We start from the raw sequence: 16,192 nt of genomic DNA on the forward strand, positions 1-16,192 counted from the left end.
CATGACGTATTTCCTGCCGCGCCGGTTGCCCCGACCGCGCCTGCACGGCAGGCGCCCGGCGGGGCTGTCGCTGCTGGAGATGCTGCTGGTGATCGCGCTGATCGCGGCCATCGGCCTGATCACCGCGGCGGGACTGTCGCGTGGCTTCGCCGGCATGCAGCTGCGCAGCGCCGGCAAGGACATCGCCAACCAGCTGCGCATGGTGCGTGCACAGGCGATCGCGCGCGGCGAACCGCAGCGGTTCGTGATCGAGCCGGCACGGCATCGCTGGCAGGGGGCGAACCAGCGCCAGGGTGAAGTGCCGGCACAGCTGACGGTGCGTTTCGAAGGTGCGGCGCAGCTGGCCACTGCACCGGGGCAGGGCGTGATCGAGTTCCATCCCGATGGCGGTTCCAGTGGCGGCCGCATCCGCCTGCAGCGTGATGCCGCCGAATGGCGCATCGATGTCGGCTGGTTGACCGGTGAAGTCCGCTCCGGCCCATGGCAGGCGCAGTGATGCGGCGGGCGCGCGGTTTCACGCTGCTGGAGGTGATCGTGGCCTTCGCTCTGCTCGGGCTGGCGCTGACCCTGCTGTTGGGCAGCCTGTCCGGCGGTGCCAGGCAGGTGCGCGAGGCCGAACTGCGCACGCGCGCCGTCCTGCATGCGCAATCGCTGCTGGCTGCGGCGGGCGTGGATGCGCCGCTGCAGGTGGGGCAGCAGCAGGGCGACTGGGAAAACGGGCGCTATCGCTGGGAGCTGCAGGTGCAGCCCTGGACCGAGCCACGCGCCGGCAACGCCGCGGCCACGCAGTCGCCGGGTGCACCGTGGCTGGCCGAACTGCAGTTGCAGGTGCGGTGGGGCGATGGCGAGCGCGAACAGCTGCGCTGGCGCAGCCTGCGCCTGCTGCCGCCGGACCTGGAGCGCGCGCGATGAAGCGGAGCGCTGCGGGATTCACTCTGGTTGAGGTGATGCTGGCGACCGTGCTGCTTGCCGGTGGCCTGGCGCTGGCGTTCGCCAGCGTGCGCTCGGCGATGGCGGTCAGCCAGCGGGGTGAACAGATCGCCGCCGAAAGCGAGCGGATGCGCGCGGTGCAGGCCCTGCTGCGGCGACAGCTGGCCGGGGCGATGCGCAGCCCGCTGGAAGTGCCAGACCCGACCCGCGAGCCGGTGTTCTTCCTGGGCGAAGAGCAACGGATGCTGTTCGTCGCCGATCTGCCAGGCTACCTCGGACGCGGCGGGCCCTATCTGCATGCGCTGCAGGTGGATGGCAAGGCCGGCCAGCAGCGTCTGCTGCTGGACCTGGTCCCGCTGCAGGAGGGCGAGCGCATCGCCGAAACGCCGCCACGCCCGCCCGAGGTGCTGGTGGATGGCCTGCAGGCTGTGGAGATGCGCTATCGCGGCATCGATGCCGGCAGCGGGCAGATGACCGAGTGGCTGCCGCGCTGGGAAGACACCCGTCGCCTGCCTCTGCTGGTGGAACTGCGGATCGTGCCGGTCCGCGGTGCCGCATGGCCGCCCCTGGTGGTGGCCCCCCGCCTGGGCGGCGGTGGAGGGGGGCGTTGATGCGGTCGCGCGGGGCCGCACTGGTGCTGGTGCTGTGGTTGATCGCGCTGATGACCGCACTGGTCGGCGCGTTCGCGCTCAGCGCCCGCGTCGAGCATCTGCAGGAGCGCGTGCTCGACGACGATGCACGTGGCCAGGAGCGTGCTCGTGCGGGACTTGAGTACGCACTGATGCGGCTGTCACCGGATCCGCTGCGCGCGCCGTGGCAGGCCGATGGTCGCACCTATCGCTGGCAGTTCGACGGTGCCCGCATCGAGATCCAGGTGCTGGACGAGAACGGCAAGATCAACCTGAACCTGGCCGACGTGGCGCTGCTGACCGCATTTCTGCAGGCACTTGGCGAACCGGTGGACAACGCGCGCCAGCTGGCAGGCGCGATCGTCGACTGGCGTGACGAGGACAGCCTGCTGCAGCCCGGCGGCGGTGCCGAGGCACAGGATTACGCTGCGGCCGGGCTGCCGTATGGGCCCCGCAACAAGCGCTTCGAGACGCTCGGCGAGCTGCAGCGGGTGCTGGGCATGAACGGGCCGCTGTACCGGAAGATGCTGCCGCACCTGACCCTCTACAGCCGCCAGGCACGACCGGATCCGCGATTCGCCAGCGCTCCCGTGCTGACCGCGCTGGGCCTGGATGCCGACCTCGTGCTGGCGCAGCGGAACCAGCCGGAGCGTGACGGCGATCCGGCGGATGGATCTTCAGCGCTTGCCAGCAGCAGCGGCACCTATAGTATCGAGTCCCGTGTCATCGACGGCAGTGGACGCAGGTCGGTGTTGCAGGCAGTGGTTCGCAATGGCTCCGGGGGGATTCCCGGGCGGTCCTACACAGTGCTTCGCTGGGAGCAGGGAATGACGGCAAGATGACGGCTTGGCAGGACAGTCTGCGGCAGGTGCAGGGCCAGATCGGTCCTGGCGCCGGCCGTTTCCTGCGCTGGTGGCGGCACTCGTTGCTGGCGTGGGTGCCGGCGCGCTGGCAATGGGCGCTGGGCTGGGCCCAGGCACGGTTGCTGCTGCAGCGCGAGGGTGACCAGCTGCAGGTCTGGCGCGAAGCGGGCGAGCGCCGCGAGGCGGTGGTCACCCTGCCGTGGCCCTCGTCTCCGGTCGCACTGGATCGCGTGCTGGAGCCGCGCCTGCGCAGCCTGCCGCGATTCTGGCTGCTGCCGGTGGAACGGGTCCTGCGTCGCACCCTGCGGCTGCCGGCGGCGGCCGGCGACCGGCTGCACGCGGTGGTCGGTTATGAGATCGACCGGCAGACCCCGTTCGAGGCCAGCCAGGTCAGCTATGACGTGCGTGAACTGGGCGCGGCAGGGGAAGGCCAGCTGCAGGTCGAACTGGTGGCCTGGCCGCTGCGCCAGATGGAGGCCTGGCGTGCCAGCGTGGGCGAGTGGGGCGACGCCCTGGCCGGCGTCGACGCGATCGATGCACAGGCTGGCACGCTGCAGGTCAACCTGTTGCCGCCGGCCCAGCGCCAGTCGCGGCCCGATCCGATGCGGCGCTGGAACCTGCTGCTGGCCCTGGCCGCGCTGGTGATGCTGGTACTGGCTGGACTGCAGCTGCTGGACAACCGCCGCGCCGCCGCCGACGCACTGCGTGCGGACGTCGAACGCAGCGCGCGCAGCGCCCGGGGTGTCGCCAGTGAACGCGCCCAGCTGCAGGCACTGATCGACGGCGCGGCCTTCCTGGAGTCGCAGCGCCGCCAGCATGCCGGCACGGTGGAAATCTGGAACGAGCTGACCCGCCGTCTGCCTGAAGGCACCTATCTGGAGAAGCTGGCCATCGAGAACAACGGCCTGCAGCTGATCGGGCTCAGCCGCGAAGCCTCGCAGCTGGTGCAGCTGCTGCAGGATGCTCCGCAATGGCGCAAGGTCAACCTGACTGGCGTGCTGCAGGCGGACGGCGCCGGCAGCGGCCGGGACCGCTTCACCATGACCGCCGAACTGCAGCCGTTGCCCGCGGCGGCACCGGCAACGCCGACAGCAGCGACTCCGGAGGCGGCCGATGCCAAGCGCACGCCGTGACCGCTGGCTGGCGCTGGCGCTGCTGCTGGCGGTGCTGGGCCTGGCTTACCTGTTGCTGGTGCACCCTTGGTTCACCCAGCCGCTGCGCGAGATCGATGCCGATGTCGCGGCCCTGCGCGAGCGCCAGCAGCGCGTGCAGGCGCAGCTGCAGCAGCAGCCCCAGATCGAACAGCGGCTGCGCGCCACCCGTGAAGCCTTGCAACGGCAACCCGGCTTCCTGCAGGAGGCCACCGCCGAAGCCGCGGCCGCCGCGCTCGGCGCGCGCCTGCAGGATGCGGTGGCCACTGCAAGCCCCGGCAACCGCAGCTGCACCATCAGCAACCGCACGCCGCTGACCGACAATCGCCGTGATGCCGAGTTCGTCCGTGTCGCCATGCAGGTACGCCTGCGCTGCGGCGTGGCGGAACTGGCGACCGTGCTGCACAGCCTGGAAACCGGCAGCCCGCGGTTGTTCGTGGACAACCTCAATCTCATCGCGCAGCGCTTCCAGCAGTCGCCGAACGAATCCGGGCTGGGCCTGGACGTCTCCTTCGAACTGGCCGGCTACCTGCTGCCCGGTGCCGCCAGTGGCGCTGCGGCAGTCCCTCCCGCAGCGGAGCCCGCCGCGGCCGTCCCGGCCCCGGTCGAGCCGCCGCCACCGGCGGCCGCCGAGGGAGAGGAGGTCGCCGATGAAACGTGAGCCCCTCAGCCTGCGCACCGCTTTCCTGCTGGCTCTGGCCGGCTGGTCCGCGGCGGTATGGCTGGCCACCGGTTTCGGACTGGGCAGTCGCCTGCCGGCCGGCGGGGCCGACGCCGACCCCGCAGCAGCACTGCCGGTGCTGCCGGCGTTCGCTCCGGAACGGATGGCCAGTGCGGACAGCTACAGCGCCATCGCCGCGCGTCCGCTGTTCGCCGAAGACCGCAGGCCGCGCCCTTACCTGCTGGGCGGCAGTGAGCCCAGCGCCAGTGCCGCTTTGCGCCTGACCGGTGTGCTGCTCACGGACGACTTCGGCCTGGCCACGTTCAGTACGGAGCAGAACCGCTCGCTGCGCCTGCGCCTCAATGGTGACGCGGTCGACGGTTGGCAGCTGGTCGCGCTGCAGCCCCGCCAGGCGACGGTGATCGGCCCGGGCGGCAGCCAGGTGCTGGAACTTGCCGTGTTCAACGGGCAGGGCGGGGAGCCACCGACGGTCCTGCGCGGCAGTGCCGGTGCACCCGCACCGGGTGTGCCGGTGCCACCGCCGGTAGTGCCGCTGCCGGCGCAGGCCGCGCCGGCACAGGCGGCGACCGCACCGCAACGTGCAGCCGACGCCACACCCGCGCCGGCGTCTGCTGCCGCACCCCCGCCGCCGGCCAACAGCAACGGGCCCAGCGAAGCGCAGATGCAGGCCATCCGCGAGCGCATCCAGGCCCGCCGCCGCCAGCTGCAACAACAACAGCAACAGCAACAACAGTCGCCGCCGCCTTCGGGCAATGGCGCCAACCGGTAGAGTGAGAGCATGAGCCTGCGTTTTCTTCCTTGGTCCTTCGTGCTCGCGCTGCTGGTGGGCTGCGGTACCGTCTCCAGCCCCCATGTGCAGCGCAAGGGCGCCCTGCAACCTGCGGCCAGCGCCGGCCAGGCCGCAGCGGACGTCCAGGCCGATGCGGCGGCCGACAGCCAGGGGGCACCGCAGGCGGTCATCCGCCGTGGCACCGGCACGATGATCAACCGCGAGGCCGCGCGCGCACCGTCGCCGGCATTGCATGCGGCCGGCACCGGCAGCGCCACGTTCAACTTCGAGGGCGAATCGCTGCATGCCGTGGTCAAGGCGATCCTCGGTGACATGCTGGGCCAGAACTATGTGATCGCGCCGGGGGTGCAGGGCACGGTCACGTTGGCCACGCCCAAGCCGGTCTCGCCGGCACAGGCGCTGAACCTGCTGGAGATGGTGCTGGGCTGGAACAACGCGCGCATGGTGTACAGCGGTGGGCGCTACAACATCGTTGCCGCCGACCAGGCGCTGGCCGGCACTGTCGCGCCGAGCACCGCACCGGCCTCCAGCGCGCGCGGCTTCGAGGTCCGGGTGGTGCCGCTGCAGTTCATCTCCGCCACCGAGATGAAGAAGGTACTTGAGCCGTACGCGCGGCCCAACGCCATCGTCAACGTCGACAGCGGCCGCAACGTGATCACCCTCGGCGGCACCCGTGCCGAGCTGGAGAACTACCTGCGCACGGTCGAGATCTTCGATGTGGACTGGCTGTCGGGCATGTCGGTGGGCGTGTTCCCGATCACGTCCGGCAAAGCCGAGCAGGTCGCCAGCGACCTGGAGAAGGTGTTCGGCGAGGAGAGCAAGACGCCCAGCGCCGGCATGTTCCGTTTCCTGCCGCTGGAGAACGCCAACGCGGTCCTGGTGATCACCCCGCAGGTGCGCTACCTGGACCAGATCCAGCAATGGCTGGACCGCATCGATACCGCGGGTGGCAGTGCCCGCCTGTTCTCCCATGAGCTGCGCTACATCAAGGCGCGCGATCTTGCCGAGCGGCTCAGCGAGGCGTTCGCCAGCAGCGGCAAGCGGGGCGGCTCAAGCCCTGCATCGCTGGCCCCGGGTGCCATTCCGTCGCAGCTGGACAGCGACAGCGACCGTGGCATGGACAACAACAACAACAGCAGCAGCTTCGGCTCGACCCTGGGCAGCAGTTCCAGTGGCGGCAATGGCAGCTTGAACCTGCCGCAGCGCCAGTCCGGCAACGTCAGCGTCAGCCTGGAAGTGGAAGGCGACCGGGTCGGCGTGTCGGCAGTGGAGGAAACCAATACGCTGCTGGTGCGCGCGACGCCGCAGGCCTGGCGCTCGATCCGCGAAGTGATCGAGAAGCTGGACGTGATGCCACTGCAGGTACACATCGAAGCCCAGGTGGCCGAGGTCGCTCTGGATGGCGACCTGAAGTACGGCGTGAACTGGTTCTTCGACAACGCCGTGGCCGGGCGTGCACTGACGGGAGCCTTGAGCGGTGTGACCCTGCCTGCCGCGGCGGGTGGCTCCTGGAGCAGCTTCGCCGGTGCCGCGACCGGCGGCGAAGGCCTGGGCTGGGCGTTCACCGGCCACAATGGTGCAGCGGTGGTGAGCGCGCTGGACAAGGTCACCGATGTGCGACTGCTGCAGACCCCGTCGGTGTTCGTGCGCAACAACGCCGAGGCCACGCTCAACGTGGGTGACAAGGTGCCGATCAGCACCACCACGGTGAACACCGGCGTCGGCACCAGCAGCTACAGCTCGGTGCAGTACATCGATACCGGCGTGATCCTGAAGGTGCGCCCGCGCGTGACCCGAGACGGCACGGTGTTCCTGGACATCGTGCAGGAAGTCAGCAGCGCGTCGGACGTGCCGGAGAACTGCAATCCGCAGGAGCGCAACTGCAACCCGCGCATTTCCACCAAGAAGCTGGCTACCGAGGCCGCCGTGCAGAGCGGCGACACCATCATGCTGGCCGGCCTCATCACCGACTCGGCCACCGATGGCAGCAGCGGCATTCCCGGCCTGAGCCGCATTCCGGTGATCGGCGCGCTGTTCGGGCAGAAGAGCCGCACCAGCCGTCGCTCGGAGGTGATCGTGCTGCTGACGCCCAGCATCGTTCGCAATGGGCAGGAAGCGCGCACGCTGACCGACGAGTACAGCCAGCGTTTCCGGGCGATGGAGCCGCTGAACCAGCCGCGCGCAAAGAAGTAGGGGGTTACGGCGGGGCGACCCCCGCCGTTCCCATGAACCCCGCTTCGGCTCCGGCCTCTGCACGTGCCGGGTGCAACCCGGCCGACACCCTCCCGGTGCTACGCTGTGGCCACCGACAACCACGGAGGCGGGATGGGGGCGATCGTGTTGTTGCCGCTGTGCGTGGACGATGCGGCGCTGGACCGGTGTCTGGCTGCGCTTGATGCCGGTACGGCACCGGGTACCGCGGTCTGGTTGGCCGATGATGCCCAGACCGGACCACGCGCTCAGGCGGTCGTCGAGCACTGGCTGGCGAACACGCCACTGCAGGCCGAGTACACCCGCCGCGCCCGGCCGCTGGGCGAGGTGGCTCATCTGGATGAAATGTTGCGTGCCTGCGAGGGGCTCGATGTGGCCGTGCTGGCACCGGACAGCGTACCGGCGCCGGGATGGCTGCAGCAGCTGCAGGACGCCTTCGCCCGCGATGCGGCCATTGCCACCGCCACGCCCTGGTGCAATGCAGGCGAGACCGCGGCCTGGCCCCGGCTGGGCGAGATCAATGCCGAGCCCACCGATACTGCGCTGCTGGCGCAGACCTGCGCCGCACTGCCGACCCTGCACCCGGAGCTGCCATCGGCGGTCACGCATGCGGTACTGGTGCGCGGCAATGCACGTCGCCGTGCCGGCGGACTGGACGTGGAAAGCTACGCCGGCTGGAACGCTGCGCTGGTCGATCTGAGCCTGCGCATGGCGGGCCTGGGCTGGCGCAACGTGCTGTGCGAGAACGCGTTCGTCAGCCGCGCCGGCGAAGCGGTCAGCCGCGATGGCGATCTGGAGGCGTTGGCCGCGCGGTGGCCTGGCTGGGTGCCACGCCTGGCCGACTTCCTGATGCACGATCCGCTGCACGAACTGCGCGCGGACCTGCAGCAGCGGATGCAGCAGGCGATAATGCCGCGCGAACAGGGCGATCTGTTCGTCCCGTCCGCGTCGGAGCCAACCGCTTGAATGCCGCCATTGCCGCCATCGTCGTTACCTACCAGAGCGGCAGCACCATCGATGCCTGCCTGTCGCGGCTGCGCCAGTCGCAGGATGTGGCGGAAATCCGGGTGATCGACAACGGTTCGGTGGATGGCACGCTGGACATCGTGCAGCGGCACGCCAGCCACGACCCGCGCGTGCGCTTCATCGGCAACCCGGACAATCCGGGCTTCGCCGCCGCCAACAACCAGGGCGCGGCCGATTCGCACAGCCCGTGGCTGGCGTTCATCAACCCGGACCTGATGGTCGAGCCGGAAACCCTGGCCAGGCTGCGCGACCGCGCGCACGTGCTCGGTGACTGTCTGCTCGGGGTCGAGCAGGTGGATGAGCACGGCCATGCCGATGAGGCGGTGCGCCGCCGTGATCCGGATTTCCTGGCCATGCTGCGCTCGCCGGGCAGCGGCTCGAAACTGGCGATTCCGCGCGATCCGGCACAGACGCTGCAGCCGGTGCCGGCGCTGTCCGGCGCGCTGCTGCTGATGCCGCGGACGCTGTTTGATCGTCTCGGTGGCTGGGACGCCGGTTACCGGTTGCACGCCGAGGACCTGGACCTGTGCCGGCGCGCGCGTGAGGCGGGCGCGGTGGTGGCGATCGCCAACGACCTGCAGGTCACCCATGTCCGCGGCGTGTCCAGCCGTTCGCGGCCCTTCTTCGTCGAGTGGCACAAGCACCGCGGATTGTGGCGTTACTTCCGCAGGTTCGAGGCGCCACAGCGCTCGTTGCTGGTGCAGGTGGCGGTCTGGGGGGCGATCTGGGCGCACGCGCTGCTGCTGGTGCCGAGACTGCTGCGCAGATCCCTGTAGTGTCGAGCGTGTCCGGCGGCGGCGCGCATGGGCGGGCCCCCCGGTTCACCCCGCCGGGCGCATAATCCGCCTCATGCCTATCATCCAGTCCCTGCTCGACACCGATCTGTACAAGTTCACCATGATGCAGGCGGTGCTGCACCAGCACCCCGGCGCCCAGGTGCAGTACCGGTTCAAATGCCGCACGCCCGGCATCGACCTGGCCCGCTTCATCGACCAGATCGATGAAGAGATCGACCACCTGTGCAGCCTGCGCTTCAGCGACGCCGAGCTGGATTACATGCGTGGCCTGCGCTTCGTGAAGCCCGATTTCGCCGATTTCCTCGGCCTGTTCCACCTGGACCGCAAGTACATCCAGCTGCGTGCCTCGACCCGGGTGCCCGGCGAGATCGAACTGGACATCACCGGGCCCTGGCTGCATACGATCCTGTTTGAAGTGCCGCTGCTGGCCATCATCAACGAAGTCTGGTTCCGCAACACCACCACGCCCGACTTCGCCGAGGGCGAGCGCCGCCTGCAGGCCAAGGCCGCGCTGCTGCGCGACACCCCCGGCTTCGAGCAATGCCGCATTGCCGACTATGGCAGCCGCCGTCGCTACTCGCGCGACTGGCATGCGCGCCTGCTGCCGCTGCTGCGCGATGCGCTCGGCCCGCAGCTGGTCGGCACCAGCAACGTGCATTTCGCCCGGCTGTACGGCATGACCCCGCACGGCACCATGGCGCACGAGTACCTGCAGGCATTCCAGGCGCTGGGGCCACGGCTGCGCGATTCGCAGGTGGCGGCATTGGAGTCATGGGCACGCGAGTACCGCGGTGACCTGGGCATCGCGCTGTCCGACGTGGTCGGCCTGGACGCCTTCCTGCGCGACTTCGACATGTATTTCTGCAAGCTGTTCGACGGCGTGCGCCATGACTCGGGCGATCCGTTCGACTGGGGCGACCGCATGCTGGCGCATTTCCAGCAGCGCCGGGTCGATCCGCGCAGCAAGGTGCTGGTGTTCAGCGATGGGCTCGACATCGCCAAGGTGATGCGCCTGTACGACTATTTCCGCGGTCGCTGCCAGGTGGCCTTCGGCGTCGGCACCCACCTGACCAACGATCTGGGCCCGACGCCATTGAACATCGTCATCAAGATGGTCCGCTGCAACGGCCAGCCGGTGGCCAAGCTCAGCGATTCGCCGGGCAAGAGCATGTGCGACGACCCCGGCTACCTGGCCTACCTGCGTCAGGTCTTTGAACTGCCGGACCCGGCTTAAAGGTAGTCGACCACCACCAGGTAGGCGCCCCGCAGCGGTTGCTGCTGCGGCGCTTCCACGCGGTAGCGCTCGGAGAAGGCGATGTCGCCGACGCGCATGGCGCTGGCCGACACGGCCAGCTGCTGGCCATGGCGCTTGCCATCGCGCAGCGTCGCGGCCTGGCTGTCGCCCACCGCGGTCACCGCCACCGTCGAGCCCTTGGCCGACGGCGGGCAGGCCGCCAGGCTCAGCTCGCCCTGGGACAGGGCCGTCGTGCAACCCGGCTCGGCGATGCGGCCGCTGAACCGGATGCTGCCACTGCTGGCCTGGGCCAGCGCACTGACGGACATCAGGGCCACGCACAGCAGAAGGGAAGTCCTCATGACACGTTCTCTGGTTCGGTGTGTCCTAGTTAGCGACAGCTCCGGACGGCCTTTAATAGGCAAAATCCGAATCTGCTAGGGCCATCACCAACAAAGAGTGATGCGCATCAAATAAGGCGCTGGCCGCCTGAAAACAGCCTCTTTCAGGCGCGCCCGCCACCGGGTCGAAGACGTCATCTGCTGTCGTTCCCCCACCTTTGCCGGTCCGCGCCAACTCCCCATCGGCCGCCAAGCCAAAAGTGCCTATCACGTCACATTTGTGGCGTCAATAAACCATCGTTCAGAAAAATAATGGGACTTTCATCACATTTCTGCATATACTTGCGTCACGGATTCAGGGGTAGGTATGTCCGAATCCGGCCACAGGTGAGACGCAAGGATGGGTCTTGAAGCCCGGCAGTGCTCCTTGCTTCCTCCTCTACTTCCATCTCTTCAGTAGGGTTAGGTAAAAGCAATGCACAAGATCAACATCATCGCGGCTCTCATGCTGGCCGCTGCTCCGCTGGCCGCCAACGCTGCCGACGGCACCATCACCTTCAATGGCAAGGTGACCGACAAGACCTGCACCATCTCGACCCCGGGCGGCAAGGACTTCGCCGTTACCCTGCCGACCGTGTCCAAGAACACCCTGGCCACCGCCGGTGCCGTCGCGGGCCGCACCCCGTTCGCCATCAACCTGACCAAGTGCAGCGCCGGCAACGTCGCCACCTACTTCGAGCCGGGTTCGACCGTTGACTTCAACAGCGGCCGCCTGATCAACCAGGCTTCGGCCAACGCTGCCGGCAACGTGCAGCTGCAGCTGCTGGGCTCGAACAACCAGTTCCTGCCGGTGAAGGCCGCAGGCACCGGTCTGGCCCAGGACAACTCGCAGTGGGTGACCGTTGCCACCGACGGCACCGCCAACCTGAACTACTACGCCGAGTACTACGCCACTGCCGCCGCCACCCCGGGCGACGTCACCAGCAGCGTCAAGTACACGATCATCTACAACTGATCATCGCCGTACCCGCACTGGCCGGCGTACGCGCCGGCCAGCGCTCCGCGGCCCCTGGCCACACACCTCGAGCGTAGTACTTCCGATGAAAGCTCTCTTTCCCCGGGCGCTGCTGCTGGCAGCGTCGACGCTGCTCTTCTGCCAGGAAGCCATGGCAGGCGTGGTGGTCAATGGCACGCGTGTGATCTATCCGGCGCAGTCGCGCGAAGTCACCGTGCAGGTCGACAACGTGGGCGACTCGCCCGCGCTGGTGCAGGCCTGGATCGACAGTGGCGACGCCAACCAGACGGCCGACACCAGTGATGCCCCGTTCGTGCTGACGCCGCCGATCAGCCGCGTCGAGCCGGGCCGCAGCCAGGCGCTGCGCCTGATCTTCTCCGGCGCGCAGCTGCCGACCGATCGCGAGTCGGTGTTCTGGCTGAACGTGCTGGACGTGCCGCCGTCGCCGGACAACGCCGAGAACGGTGAGCAGAACTACCTGCAGGTCGCGTTCCGTTCGCGCCTGAAGCTTTTCTATCGGCCGCAGGGCCTGAAGGGCGTCGCCAACGACGCACCGGCAGCCCTGCGCTGGACCCGCAGCGGTGACCGCCTGCGGGTGGAGAACCCGAGCCCCTTCCACGTGACCCTGGCCGAAGTGCATGCCGTGACCGGCAGCAGCGAAAAGGCGGTCGAGGACAAGGGAACGATGGTCGCACCGAAGCAGAACCTGGAGTTCGCCGCACCGGCGGGCACCACCGAGGTGCGCTTCATCACCATCAACGATTACGGCGGTCGGGTGGAGCACAAGGTCCGCCTCGACAGCACCGGGGGCTGAACGCGCCGCGCTGGCCAGGGCCTGCGCATCCCGCCACCGCCGCCGTGCGGCGAATTGAAGGAATGTCAGTGTGATCGGAAACAGATTGACATTGTCGATCCATCAGGCGCTTTGCCTGTTGGCTGCCGGCGTGGCCTGCCCAGGATGGGCGCTGGCTGCCCCGGCCAATCTCGGCGAACAGGCGCTGATGGCGCAGACTGGGGCGGCGACCGCGCGTGCGCCGGAGTCGGCGCAGTTCAACTCCAGCTTCCTCTCCGGCCAGGCCAAGCAGGTCGATCTGGCGGCCTTCAGCAACGGCAACCCGATGGTCGCCGGCACCTATCGCGTGGACGTCTACGTCAATGGCGCCTGGCAGGGCCGCCGCGACGTGCAGTTCAAGGCGGATGCACAGGGGCGCGTCGATGCCTGCCTGGCGCTGCCGATGCTCGAGGAAATGGGCGTGGACAGCGAGGCGGTGCTGCTGCAGCAGGATCCTTCGGTGCCGACCGACACCTCCACGTGCGTGCCGGTGCAGCAGCGCATGGCCAATGCCTATGGCGTCTATGACAGCGGCAACCTGCGTTACGACCTGAGCATCCCGCAGGTGTTCCTGCGCCGCGAAGCGCGTGGCTACGTCAACCCCGCGCTGTGGGACCGTGGCATCAACGCCGGCTTCGTCGGTTACAGCTTCAATGCCATCGACAGCGACAGCCGCGTCGAAGGCGGACAGCGCAACCGCAGCGCCTATCTGGGCCTGAATGCCGGCCTGAACCTGGGTGGCTGGCAGTTCCGCCACGATTCCAACCTGACCTGGACCGAGGGCGACGGCCGCCACTGGCAGAGCATCGCCACCTACGCCCAGCGCGGCATCCCGAAGATCCGCGGCATGCTCACTGTGGGCGAGGCCTACACCACCGGCGAACTGTTCGAGTCGATCGGATACCGGGGTGCCAGCCTGGCCAGTGACGACCGCATGCTGCCCGATTCGCTGCGCGGCTACGCGCCGGTGGTGCGCGGCATCGCCGAGACCAATGCGCGGGTGGAAGTCCGGCAGAACCAGCAGCTGATCTATTCCTCCACCGTATCGCCGGGCAGCTTCGTCATCGACGATCTGTACCCGACCGGTTACGGCGGTGACCTGGAAGTGAGCGTGATCGAGGCCGATGGCCGCCGCCGCGAGTTCAAGGTGCCGTTCGGTTCGGTGCCGCAGATGCTGCGCGAAGGCGTCTCCCGCTACTCGGTGACCGCCGGCCAGGTCCGCAACGAGCTGCTGCGCGATGAACCCTGGCTGGCGCAGGGTACCTACCAGCGCGGCATCGGCAACCAGCTGACCCTGTACGGCGGCAGCGCGCTGAGCGAAGGCTACGTTTCACTGCTGTACGGCATTGGCCTGTCCACCCGGATCGGTGCGTTCGCGGCCGATGTCACCCACGCCCGCACGTCGTTCAACCACTACGGCGACCACACCGGCGCCAGCGTGCGCCTGAGCTACAGCAACATGATCGGCGAAACCGGGACCAACCTGACCCTGGCCGCCTATCGCTATTCGACCGAAGGCTACTACAGCCTGCAGGACGCCCTGTACGGACGCGACGCGGATGATCGCGGCATCGACCCGACCACCCGTGGCCGCCAGCGCAGCCAGTTCCAGCTGACCCTGAACCAGCCGCTGGGCCGCCGTGCCGGTGCGCTGTACGTCACCGGTTCGGTGCGTGACTTCTACGACCGTTCCGGCACCTCCAAGCAGTACCAGGTGGGCTACAACAACGCCTGGCGCTCGGTGAACTACGGTTTCTCGGCACTGCGCACCGAAGAAGGCATCCTCGGCCGGGCCGACACCCAGTACCTGTTCTCGATGAGCGTTCCGCTGGGCCGCGGGACCCATCCGGTGTCGTTCAGCGCCGACCTGGGCGCGCGTGACCGTGGTGGCTACGACAACAGCCGCGTGGGCATCACCGGTTCGGCCGGCGTCGACAACAACTTCAGCTACGGCGTGGCCCTGTCCGATTCCCGCGAGGGCAACACCACTGCGGTCGGCAACGCCGAGTACCGCAGCCGCTACACCGCGTTGAACGCGACCTACAGCCATTCCAGCGATTTCCGCCAGGCATCGGTGGGCGCCAACGGCAGCGTGGTCATGCATCCGGGTGGCGTCACCTTCACTCCGCAGCGTGGCGATACCATGGTGCTGGTCGAGGCCCCAGGCGCGCGCGACGCGCAGGTGACCAACGCACCGGGCCTGCGCATCGATGGTCGCGGCTACGCCGTGGTGCCGTACGTATCGCCGTACCGCCTGAACACCGTGACCCTGGATCCGCAGGGCATGGCGCATGACGTCGAGCTGGAAAGCAGCAGCCAGTCGGTTGCACCGTTTGCCGGTGCCATCAGCTACCTGCGCTTCGATACCCGCAAGGGCAACGCGCTGCTGATCCAGGTGCGCAATCCCGATGGCCGCACCCTGCCGTTCGGCGCACAGGTCAAGGACGAGCAGGGCCAGCCGGTGGGCATGGTCAGCCAGGGTGGCCGCCTGTATGTGCGCAGCGAGCAGGATCACGGCCGCCTGCAGGTGGAGTGGGGCGCCGGCGCCGACCAGCGCTGCACCGTCGATTACCAGGTTCCGGCGGGCGCCGATGCGTCCAAGACCGGCTTCATCCCGCTGGAGGCAGCATGCCGATGATTCTTTCCCGTGGCCGCAAGGCGCTGGCCGCACTGGCCGTGCTCACGGGCGCCCTCGTGGCGGCGCCTGCGTTTGCCAGTTGCTACATCACCCAGTCCGGGTTCCAACCCCAAGACGTGACCATGGACATGGGCCAGATCGTGATTCTTCCCAGCACCCCGGTCGGCGGCGTGATCAAGGAACTCATTGTCAACATCAATCAACGCAACAGCGTCGCTTACTGCGATAGCCGGGGCGGCAACGCCAGCGGTCGCTTCGTCAATGCGGCACAGCAGACGCCGGTACCAGGATTCAGCAACGTATACGCAACCGACGTGGCAGGTGTTGGCATTCGCGTCTATCGCGATTCCGGTGATATCCAGACCTACTATCCTCACACGCTGATCCTGCGAAGCAATACCAACCTCTCGTTGAGCGGAGGCCGCTTCCGTGTCGAACTGATCAAGACAGCAGCTCAGACAGGATCGGGCGTTATCGCGCCGAATGGACGTTTCACCACCTATTACTACGATGGCGATGGTGCCAGCCGGCCGGTGCTGACCTCCACCTTCAAGGGATCGGGCACGACCGTGGTCAGCCCGACCTGCGAGGTGGACGCCGGCAGCCGCAACATCGCGGTGGACTTCGGCAGTGTCCCCAACACCTCGTTCACCGGCGTCGGTTCGCGCGCGGTCAACCGTGACTTCGACATCCGCCTGAACTGCCAGGGCAGCAATGTTGCTGCCTACCAGAGCAAGATCGGCATCCGCCTGGATGCCGACCAGGACAGCTCCAACATGCCGGGCGTGCTGAAGCTCAGCGCGGCTGCCAACAGCGCGACCCGCATCGGCATCCAGATGGTCCAGCGCGATGGCACCACCGAGCGCGAAGTGCGCTTCGGCCAGGCGATCAATGTCGGCACCACCATACCGGGCACCAGCACCATGACCCTGCCGCTGCGCGCCCGCTATGTACAGACCCAGGCCGGTACCGTCGGTGCCGGTGTCGCGAACGGACAGGCGACTTTCACCATCCAGTACGAGTAGCGGCCAACGGCCGTTCCACCGCTGCGCT

At 68.2% G+C, this 16,192-nt stretch carries 16 protein-coding genes; 15 read left to right on the forward strand and 1 reads right to left on the reverse strand.

Features of this window, described 5'->3' with window-relative positions; translation table 11 throughout:
• Position 1: 1 nt before the first annotated feature.
• The 11 genes from xpsH (at position 2) to pncB (ending at position 10,313) form a co-directional block, all read left to right on the forward strand.
• The gene (gene xpsH, locus ACVOJ1_RS01680; RefSeq protein ID WP_053520018.1) at positions 2-496 is read left to right on the forward strand and encodes a type II secretion system protein XpsH; all 495 of its coding nucleotides are present in this window, start codon (positions 2-4) and stop codon (positions 494-496) included.
• Positions 496-912, forward strand: a complete 417-nt coding sequence (gene xpsI, locus ACVOJ1_RS01685; RefSeq protein ID WP_053520017.1) for a type II secretion system protein XpsI — start codon at positions 496-498, stop codon at positions 910-912. The genes xpsH and xpsI overlap by 1 nt, the downstream gene beginning before the upstream one ends.
• Positions 909-1,541: a type II secretion system protein J gene (locus tag ACVOJ1_RS01690; protein ID WP_346479918.1), complete on the forward strand. Its 633-nt coding sequence runs from the start codon at positions 909-911 to the stop codon at positions 1,539-1,541. The genes xpsI and ACVOJ1_RS01690 overlap by 4 nt, the downstream gene beginning before the upstream one ends.
• Positions 1,538-2,401: a type II secretion system minor pseudopilin gene (locus tag ACVOJ1_RS01695; RefSeq protein WP_164151717.1), complete on the forward strand. Its 864-nt coding sequence runs from the start codon at positions 1,538-1,540 to the stop codon at positions 2,399-2,401. The genes ACVOJ1_RS01690 and ACVOJ1_RS01695 overlap by 4 nt, the downstream gene beginning before the upstream one ends.
• Entirely contained in the window at positions 2,398-3,555 is a 1,158-nt protein-coding gene (locus tag ACVOJ1_RS01700) for a PilN domain-containing protein (RefSeq protein ID WP_253119436.1), read from the forward strand. Before ACVOJ1_RS01695 ends, ACVOJ1_RS01700 begins: the two co-directional genes overlap by 4 nt.
• Entirely contained in the window at positions 3,536-4,234 is a 699-nt protein-coding gene (gene gspM / locus ACVOJ1_RS01705; protein ID WP_111186332.1) for a type II secretion system protein GspM, read from the forward strand. The genes ACVOJ1_RS01700 and gspM overlap by 20 nt, the downstream gene beginning before the upstream one ends.
• A complete protein-coding gene (locus ACVOJ1_RS01710; RefSeq protein ID WP_164151711.1) occupies positions 4,224-5,024 on the forward strand; it encodes a general secretion pathway protein GspN in 801 nt (266 codons plus the stop codon). Before gspM ends, ACVOJ1_RS01710 begins: the two co-directional genes overlap by 11 nt.
• 9 nt (positions 5,025-5,033) lie before the next feature.
• Positions 5,034-7,238 (forward strand): type II secretion system secretin GspD, encoded by a 2,205-nt coding sequence (gene gspD / locus ACVOJ1_RS01715; protein WP_277381382.1) that lies wholly within the window; start codon positions 5,034-5,036, stop codon positions 7,236-7,238.
• A gap of 132 nt (positions 7,239-7,370) precedes the next feature.
• The gene (locus ACVOJ1_RS01720; protein ID WP_111186329.1) at positions 7,371-8,222 is read left to right on the forward strand and encodes a glycosyltransferase family 2 protein; all 852 of its coding nucleotides are present in this window, start codon (positions 7,371-7,373) and stop codon (positions 8,220-8,222) included.
• Positions 8,219-9,058 carry a glycosyltransferase family 2 protein gene (locus tag ACVOJ1_RS01725; RefSeq protein WP_111186328.1) on the forward strand — a complete coding sequence of 280 codons (840 nt, stop codon included), beginning with the start codon at positions 8,219-8,221 and terminating at the stop codon, positions 9,056-9,058. The genes ACVOJ1_RS01720 and ACVOJ1_RS01725 overlap by 4 nt, the downstream gene beginning before the upstream one ends.
• Positions 9,059-9,131: 73 nt before the next feature.
• A complete protein-coding gene (pncB, locus tag ACVOJ1_RS01730; RefSeq protein WP_053518866.1) occupies positions 9,132-10,313 on the forward strand; it encodes a nicotinate phosphoribosyltransferase in 1,182 nt (393 codons plus the stop codon).
• On the opposite strand, the gene ACVOJ1_RS01735 is transcribed toward pncB, so the two are convergent.
• On the reverse strand, positions 10,310-10,675 hold the full coding sequence (locus ACVOJ1_RS01735) for a hypothetical protein (protein WP_053518868.1): 366 nt from the start codon (positions 10,673-10,675) through the stop codon (positions 10,310-10,312). The genes pncB and ACVOJ1_RS01735 overlap by 4 nt on opposite strands.
• 454 nt (positions 10,676-11,129) lie before the next feature.
• Here ACVOJ1_RS01735 and ACVOJ1_RS01740 point away from each other — a divergent pair, with 454 nt between their 5' ends.
• The 4 genes from ACVOJ1_RS01740 (at position 11,130) to ACVOJ1_RS01755 (ending at position 16,164) form a co-directional block, all read left to right on the forward strand.
• On the forward strand, positions 11,130-11,669 hold the full coding sequence (locus ACVOJ1_RS01740; RefSeq protein WP_053518870.1) for a fimbrial protein: 540 nt from the start codon (positions 11,130-11,132) through the stop codon (positions 11,667-11,669).
• 85 nt (positions 11,670-11,754) lie between these two features.
• Positions 11,755-12,483 (forward strand): fimbrial biogenesis chaperone, encoded by a 729-nt coding sequence (locus ACVOJ1_RS01745; RefSeq protein ID WP_053518872.1) that lies wholly within the window; start codon positions 11,755-11,757, stop codon positions 12,481-12,483.
• Positions 12,484-12,574: 91 nt separating this feature from the next.
• Entirely contained in the window at positions 12,575-15,139 is a 2,565-nt protein-coding gene (locus ACVOJ1_RS01750; RefSeq protein ID WP_065175834.1) for a fimbria/pilus outer membrane usher protein, read from the forward strand.
• Positions 15,130-16,164, forward strand: coding sequence for a fimbrial protein (locus ACVOJ1_RS01755; RefSeq protein WP_053518876.1), 1,035 nt, complete (start codon positions 15,130-15,132; stop codon positions 16,162-16,164). The genes ACVOJ1_RS01750 and ACVOJ1_RS01755 overlap by 10 nt, the downstream gene beginning before the upstream one ends.
• The last annotated feature ends 28 nt before the right edge of the window (positions 16,165-16,192 follow it).

This window comes from Stenotrophomonas sp. STEN225 (genome assembly GCF_056756445.1).

Coding starts and splice junctions, on each gene's coding strand:
- xpsH (WP_053520018.1), top strand. CDS start 2: ATGACGTATTTCCTGCCGCGCCGGTTGCCCCGACCGCGCCTGCACGGC.
- xpsI (WP_053520017.1), top strand. CDS start 496: ATGCGGCGGGCGCGCGGTTTCACGCTGCTGGAGGTGATCGTGGCCTTC.
- ACVOJ1_RS01690 (WP_346479918.1), top strand. CDS start 909: ATGAAGCGGAGCGCTGCGGGATTCACTCTGGTTGAGGTGATGCTGGCG.
- ACVOJ1_RS01700 (WP_253119436.1), top strand. CDS start 2,398: ATGACGGCTTGGCAGGACAGTCTGCGGCAGGTGCAGGGCCAGATCGGT.
- gspM (WP_111186332.1), top strand. CDS start 3,536: ATGCCAAGCGCACGCCGTGACCGCTGGCTGGCGCTGGCGCTGCTGCTG.
- ACVOJ1_RS01710 (WP_164151711.1), top strand. CDS start 4,224: ATGAAACGTGAGCCCCTCAGCCTGCGCACCGCTTTCCTGCTGGCTCTG.
- gspD (WP_277381382.1), top strand. CDS start 5,034: ATGAGCCTGCGTTTTCTTCCTTGGTCCTTCGTGCTCGCGCTGCTGGTG.
- ACVOJ1_RS01720 (WP_111186329.1), top strand. CDS start 7,371: ATGGGGGCGATCGTGTTGTTGCCGCTGTGCGTGGACGATGCGGCGCTG.
- pncB (WP_053518866.1), top strand. CDS start 9,132: ATGCCTATCATCCAGTCCCTGCTCGACACCGATCTGTACAAGTTCACC.
- ACVOJ1_RS01735 (WP_053518868.1), bottom strand. CDS start 10,675: ATGAGGACTTCCCTTCTGCTGTGCGTGGCCCTGATGTCCGTCAGTGCG.
- ACVOJ1_RS01740 (WP_053518870.1), top strand. CDS start 11,130: ATGCACAAGATCAACATCATCGCGGCTCTCATGCTGGCCGCTGCTCCG.
- ACVOJ1_RS01745 (WP_053518872.1), top strand. CDS start 11,755: ATGAAAGCTCTCTTTCCCCGGGCGCTGCTGCTGGCAGCGTCGACGCTG.
- ACVOJ1_RS01755 (WP_053518876.1), top strand. CDS start 15,130: ATGCCGATGATTCTTTCCCGTGGCCGCAAGGCGCTGGCCGCACTGGCC.